This is a genomic window from Cupriavidus sp. CuC1, assembly GCF_044627735.1.
Taxonomy (GTDB): domain Bacteria; phylum Pseudomonadota; class Gammaproteobacteria; order Burkholderiales; family Burkholderiaceae; genus Cupriavidus; species Cupriavidus ulmosensis.
Map to the genome: position 1 here is coordinate 69,484 of NZ_JBIUHC010000030.1, position 6,298 is coordinate 75,781.

General features: G+C 60.1%; 4 protein-coding genes. 3 read left to right on the top strand and 1 reads right to left on the bottom strand.

Going from position 1 to position 6,298, the window contains the following annotated elements:
- Positions 1-17: 17 nt before the first annotated feature.
- Positions 18-434 (bottom strand): lysozyme inhibitor LprI family protein, encoded by a 417-nt coding sequence (locus ACGLHR_RS15565; protein WP_400094968.1) that lies wholly within the window; start codon positions 432-434, stop codon positions 18-20.
- A gap of 1,496 nt (positions 435-1,930) precedes the next feature.
- Between ACGLHR_RS15565 and ACGLHR_RS15570 the strand changes: the two genes are divergently transcribed.
- The 3 genes from ACGLHR_RS15570 (at position 1,931) to ACGLHR_RS15580 (ending at position 6,201) form a co-directional block, all read left to right on the top strand.
- Positions 1,931-2,794 (top strand): hypothetical protein, encoded by an 864-nt coding sequence (locus ACGLHR_RS15570; protein WP_400094969.1) that lies wholly within the window; start codon positions 1,931-1,933, stop codon positions 2,792-2,794.
- A gap of 1,666 nt (positions 2,795-4,460) precedes the next feature.
- A complete protein-coding gene (locus tag ACGLHR_RS15575) occupies positions 4,461-5,159 on the top strand; it encodes a ParA family protein (protein WP_253933275.1) in 699 nt (232 codons plus the stop codon).
- On the top strand, positions 5,152-6,201 hold the full coding sequence (locus ACGLHR_RS15580; protein ID WP_400094971.1) for a ParB/RepB/Spo0J family partition protein: 1,050 nt from the start codon (positions 5,152-5,154) through the stop codon (positions 6,199-6,201). The genes ACGLHR_RS15575 and ACGLHR_RS15580 overlap by 8 nt, the downstream gene beginning before the upstream one ends.
- Positions 6,202-6,298: the final 97 nt, after the last annotated feature.

Here is a 6,298-nt window from a genome sequence, read left to right on the forward strand (position 1 = left end):
AGCAGCGCGGCGCGATCTCAGCGCGACGCGCGCTTGGCGAACGCCTGCAGTTCCATGAGCCTGGCTTCCGAGAGCCGGACTTCGCAGCGCAGCCGGTCCGAGGGCGCCATGGTGCGTTTGGCCCCATCGTCGGCGTGCATGGCCCGGGCAAGGTCGGCCTCACTCTCGCATTGCGCCTGGCGGTAGGAGGTCCAGGCGGCCTGCGCGGACGCGAGCAGCTCGCGCCGGCGCGGGTCGGCCGCCTGGCGCAGCGCTGCCAATGCGTTGGCCTGCTGCTGATCTAGGTCACTGCGGGTTGTGGCAAGGCAAGCGGCATCGAAGCGCCACAGCGCGTCCGTCTGACAATCCGGGACCGCGCTGGCGGCCAGCGCAATGGCCGGCGGCAAGACGGCGGCAATGGCCGCAACGGCGAATCGGGCGGGCAGGAAGCGCATGGTCGCGGGCTCCATAAGGTTGCGTGCGGTCGCGTGACCCGGACCGGGGCAGCCACCGCCCCGGCCAAGGCGGGTGACCAAGGTGGGCAAGGCCTAGCGGGCGATGTGCGCCATTGTAGCGCGAGACGCGGTCATGCGTACCTTATTTTCGCAGTGCATGATTATTAAGGTAATCATGCACTGGGAAAAACGTAAAAACGGGTGCCGCCCGGGCCCAAGCGCCGTTCGCACACCTGAAGTCCGACTGCCGATGCGGACGCCCAGGCGGGCTGGGCGCGGCAGATCTGGTCCGACCGCCACCAGCGCCTTCACCCTGCCGGGCGGCAGCCACGTGTTGCCCACCGAGGGACGGCTCGTGGCCAACGAACTGCCCGGGCCCGACGGGCGGAAGCGGTTCCGATCCCACCCTGGTGCCGGGGTGTTTCCCGACGCCCTCCACCGACGCCCTCCCCCTGGCACTCTGGGGTCGATGACGGCCCGCGTGTCGAGTGTCAAGCCAAGCCACACCAGGATGGCGGTGCGCCGGCGATCGACGGGTGGGCGTCCAGCGCGCCAACCTGCACCACGTCTGCCGGCTATTCGACCTGCCAGCTGCCGAGGCCGCGCTCGCGGTGTCGTTTTATGACGACTCCCGCGGCGACGTGGAGTCAGCATTGCAACCTCAACTGGAGCGAGCCCTCGACGAACTTGATGGGCGCCGCGCCGAGCTGGGATTGGGACCCTTACGGAGGCGTGACGTCGTCTGCACAGGCTTCGGAGCGTCGTGCGACCAGACGGCACCCGATGAGAAGTGACGATGTATTGCCAGCACGAGGTGCTTCGGACGGTACTAATGGGTATCGTCGGAACCGCGATGGACGGCGCCCGGAGCGTCTTGAAATGCCCCGGGGCGAGCCGGGCCAGCAGAGGGTTCGACTGCAGGTGGCCGATGGCGTCGGCCTGATGGTGCGGCAACCCCGTTGAAGTTCGGGTCGGGTGAGCGGTGGCCAGCCCCGCCAAGCGGCCGATCCCACAAGGGCCGATCTATCTGACGATGGTGATCCAGTTCTCCAACGTGCCGTCGTTGGGCAATGAGACGGAGAAGGCCGTGGCAGGAGATGCAGTGCCGCCCCTCTCAATCTGCAAAACGGCAAAGCTGTTGCCGTGCCCATCCAGTTCGAGCTCTCCGACTATTCACTTGGTGGCCGGGCCTTCAACGGCCGGGTTAGGACGGCGACAGAGACTAGCGAACCACGGGCCTCAGCGAGGCAAACCGCAAGGCTTCGACGATGTAGCCACCCTCTTCGCTCTGGAGATTGTGACGAGGACGGCCCTAGAAAGCCAAAACCCCGCTTGCGCGGGGTTCTGACTCTAATTACGGAGGCACGTCCGGAATCCCGGACCACCCCCGTCTCATAGGGGATTATACCCGATTATCAAGTACCCGCTCTCGCATTTCTATGGTGAGTGTTGAGTGCCGGTATCATGGCACCCACGCTTCCCTCGTCGCCCTATCGATGCAGAATCACCTAACAGCGCCGCGCCTGGCCACGGTTCAACGCTTCTTCGACAGCCGGTCGAGCACCGATCTCATGGGCAGCTACAGCTGGTGTCAAGCGGTCGCTGCCGCCCTACTGCCCATTCTCGGTGACTTCGAGGTGTCGCTGCGCAATGCGTTGCATCGCAGCCTTTCTCAATTCTACGCCTCGACGGATTCCGCACCCTGGATGTTGCCGATCTCCGGGCCCGTTCACGCCGGTGCGCCAGTCCCGAAAACGCCACATTCGATGTCTTCGATCGACAAGAAAGAGATCGAGAAGATCATCGACCGTCGGTCCAAGCGGGGGCGCGCCGTTGGCCACGACGACATTGTTGCCGCACTGTCGTTCGGTTTCTGGGAACAGCTTGTGAACGGCTTAGGTCGAGCAAGTCACCCCAACGGACTGCAGGCAAGAGCGCTGTCACTGGCCTTTCCAGCTGCGCCGGCGGGCACGATCTACGCTTCTCAGCAGTTTCGCGAACGTATCGTCCGGCTGCTCCGGGCAGTGCGTGACGTCCGCAACCGGATCGGGCATCACGACGCGATCTGGGCCATCCCTGAATTCGATATGCAGGGCTATCCGGGCTTCATCCCCCGCCGGCCGCGCCACACGTTAATCAGCACCCGATTGTTCGCGTCGCGCATCGCCTGGCTGGCGTCCTGGATCGATCCTGCCGTCGGCAACCACATTCAACGCTCTGATCATTGGGATTGTCTGCAGCGGCTTCTGTCACGCCATGCGCTTGCCACATACCGCCGGCGCGGTGGCCGCGCCGGGAGCTACGACTCGGTGATCGAAGGCAGCGATACGCTCGGTCACATTGGTACGTTCCATTTCTGAACTGGCCCAGCCCAAGTTTGGAGCACGGAGTGTGTCGCTCAAAGCCAAGTTGTTCCGGCGATACGCGCCCTGGTGAGCGATACCCGCCCTTCCCTGCCAGCCGTTGATCGGCAGGGCGTGCGTTGATCGACACGGGCAGCCGGAGCCACATTCAATACGGATTTTCAGTATATAACTTTCCACATTTCCAGGCACAGTCCTGCGCATACATTGCTGCTGATAGCGGCACCAAGCGGCTGCGGTGGAGCCTGCGATCTGTGCGCTCAAGGTTCTGCAGCCCTGGGCAAATTGGCGCTAGCTCGACTACGGGCGGACTGACCGAGACTGCAGTCCAAGGCGGCTGTGCGGCTGGCGTTCATACCGTCCTCAGCGGGAACACGCGGGATCGCCCTAGCTGGGCGGCTGCCAGGTGCTCGTCGGTTGACGAAGTCTCCTTGGTGATTCGGGCCAACGGCGTGACCTCAGCGCTGCCACAGGCACGTGCCCTCGAACACCTGGAAGTTATGCTCATCCGCTCCAAGTTGCGCCATAGGCCCGAGAAGAAACACGCCCGATAGGCGCAGCTGCTTTTCCTGAATCAGGCAGGCCAGGTCCGCCAGAACGGTTTTGACTTGGATTTCCGTGGAAACGAGCCGGCCCGGCCGGTCGTTTCTTCGTAGAAGACTGTTGGTGCATGGGGGGTACGTCTCAGATCGGCGCTAGGTCCATGGAGCCGGCTGCCGGCGACGGACCTCCAGGATCGCGCACTAGGCCCCTTCGCAAGGCGATCCTTGTCAGCGGGAAGCATTGAAAGTGCGCTATCGCTCACGTGTTATGGAACCACTACCGGCTCGCTGCGGCACCCGTCTGCTAGGCCGAGGCGTTGGATGGCCACGTCCGCGTAGGCCGTTCTGCCAACGCCCTTCAGGTTGGCCGCAGACGGATATTGGGGAGACTACATTCGCGCTTCCATCATCTCCCATGGAGCCGCGGCGCTTGGGCATGTTGGCGCTAGCCTGAGTACTGGCGGACTTACCACTTGCCACATGGCGAGCAGCGACCGTCTTGAGGAATTCGTTGCAAGGCATGAGCGGTCCGCCCGATCACACAATCTGTATTCCTGGTTTGCTAGCCACGATGCTTTAAAGGTTGGCGTCCCTGGGCTCCGACTCTTCACATGGGAGGAACGTCATAATCTAGCCCATAGCCCCCGAGATTCGGAAAATGCTTGGTCGCCGCCCTTGCTTGCTGGGCTTGTGAACTGGTGCTGGGGGGATTCACCGGAAGTCCAAAGGCCCACGGTTGTCACGTAACAACCGTCAACACGCACAGGGCTCGTGCGCATCGCCGAAACGATACGAAGCAACGGCACGAGCAATTCAGAACGAGAACGTCCATTCAAATCGACGGCTTGATGCGCAAACAGATGCAAACCGATAGTGCCCGGATAACTAAACGCACGGATCGCCGACTTCAGAGATTGTTGCAAATCGGATTTGATGTGGAGTCCACTGCCCAAGGCCGGTTGTTACGTGACAACTACCCAAAGGCGGCCCGCCCAGCCGGGCGTGAGCAAGTCGATGGATGAGCGTCACAGTTGTTACGTGACAACCACAGCCCATCTGTAACACTACTTGCCTGTAAAAAATGTGACGCATAAAATTCCGAGAATATTCCAGGAGCAAGTATGCCCGCATTCACAATAGCAGTTGCGAACCAAAAGGGCGGCGTCGGGAAGACGACGCTTAGTCTAAATTTGGCCTCGGCTTTTCAGGCTGGTGGCAGCGAAGTGGCACTAGTGGATGCGGACCCACAGAACACGTCACTGCGGTGGGCTACGAGCGGCGCGGAGCCTCTCCAAGTTTCGGTCACGAGCCTAGCTCCCGCTGGCGAAAAAATAGGTAACGAGATCAGGAAGCTCCAAAGCAAATATGATCTCATCCTGGTGGACTGCCCGGGCAATCTGGAAGACCCGAGGACGCCCGAAGTACTCAAGGTTGCTGATTTCTGTCTGATCCCCATGGGGCCCTCGCCTGCGGACCTTTTCAGCACTATGGCCATGATTCGGGAAGTAGCAAACGTCCAGCGCCGAGTGAATCCAGAGTTAGCATCCGCATTGATGCTCAACAACATCAACGGCAAGACTCGAATGCGAGAGGAGATCATGACCCTTCTCCGCGAACAGGACGTAGGAACTTACCTTCTAGCCAGCCAGATCGCGCAACGGGAGATCTATCGACAGATCTTCGCACTTGGCACCACAGCTCACGAGTGCAAGCGCTATATGCGCGGCGTCAAGGAGGCTAGGGCTGAGATTGAAGGTCTCGCCTTAGAACTCTCGCAGTACATCGCTCAATCGCGCGAAAAAAAGGTTGTAAATGAATAAGGAAAATAATCAAAAGAAGGCGAAGCCCGCTGGCAGCCTGTCGCTCGCTGCTGGCCTCCTGAAGGGCTTGAACAACGAACGGGCCGCCTTGGATCAGCGCACCCAACCAGAGGAGAAAGCGCAAACGCTTCCAAGCCCGCGACCTTCCGCGGCACCCGAGCCAATAGCCGCCATTGCGATCCCCGTGTCCACGGCGACAGCCAATGGCAATCGCTTTCAGATTTCCATTGCAGATTGCATCTCGAATCCATACAACCCGCGTGAGTTCTATCCTGAATCCAAGGTACAGGAACTTGCCCTGACACTGCAGCGTGATGGACAGATTGAGGCGATCAAGGTCACCCAATTGCCGCAATACCCGGGCAAGTACGTTCTAATCGACGGGGAACGACGTCTTCGAGCAAAGCGCTCTTTGGGAGAGAAGTTCATTGATGCCGAGCTGCGATCAGACACAACGCCTGCCGAACTCTATTCAATCGCCTATCGAGCTAACAATGACCACGAGCGCCAAACCATCTTTGATGATGCAATTGCTTGGCGGCGCGTCCTCGAGGAAAAGGTCTTCGTGGAACAAAACGCGCTAGCGGAGAGGGTCGGTCGGGATAAGGCGTATGTCAGCAAGGTACTGTCGCTGAACGCATTGCCGCGGCCGATACTTGAGCGCATGGCGGAGTTTGCAGATAGGGTAGGGCTCCAGGCCGCTTATTTCATCAAACTGATTTTTGACAAAGCTGGCGAAGAACAAGCGACACGAAACCTATCTGCCGTAATTGATGGTAAGCGAACCGTAAGACAACTCGAGCTCGCCGTGAGGGATCTTACGACACCAAGCTCGTCCGGCAAGAAGGAGCGAGCCCGCTATCATCAACGATATGACTTCAAAACCGACGGCCAATCTTTTGGTCAATTGAAAACGTTTCCTGATGGGCGGATCAATCTTGAGCTTGTGGAGATTCCCACCACTCTACAGGAGGCACTTGCCGATAAGCTAAAGGAAATCGTCGAGTCGTACACCAAAGCGAAGCCATCGGCGTCTACATGAGTACCTGAGTATTCCCACCGCTAGTGCAGTGTTCCATTCTGTTTGGAACTTAAGCGGCGGTTGGCGCGAATGACTTTCTGCAAGATGTCGCGAGCGC

What these genes read in the sequence shown, in the direction of transcription:
- ACGLHR_RS15575 (WP_253933275.1), top strand. Translation starts at nt 4,461, where the DNA reads ATGCCCGCATTCACAATAGCAGTTGCGAACCAAAAGGGCGGCGTCGGG.
- ACGLHR_RS15570 (WP_400094969.1), top strand. Translation starts at nt 1,931, where the DNA reads ATGCAGAATCACCTAACAGCGCCGCGCCTGGCCACGGTTCAACGCTTC.
- ACGLHR_RS15580 (WP_400094971.1), top strand. Translation starts at nt 5,152, where the DNA reads ATGAATAAGGAAAATAATCAAAAGAAGGCGAAGCCCGCTGGCAGCCTG.
- ACGLHR_RS15565 (WP_400094968.1), bottom strand. Translation starts at nt 434, where the DNA reads ATGCGCTTCCTGCCCGCCCGATTCGCCGTTGCGGCCATTGCCGCCGTC.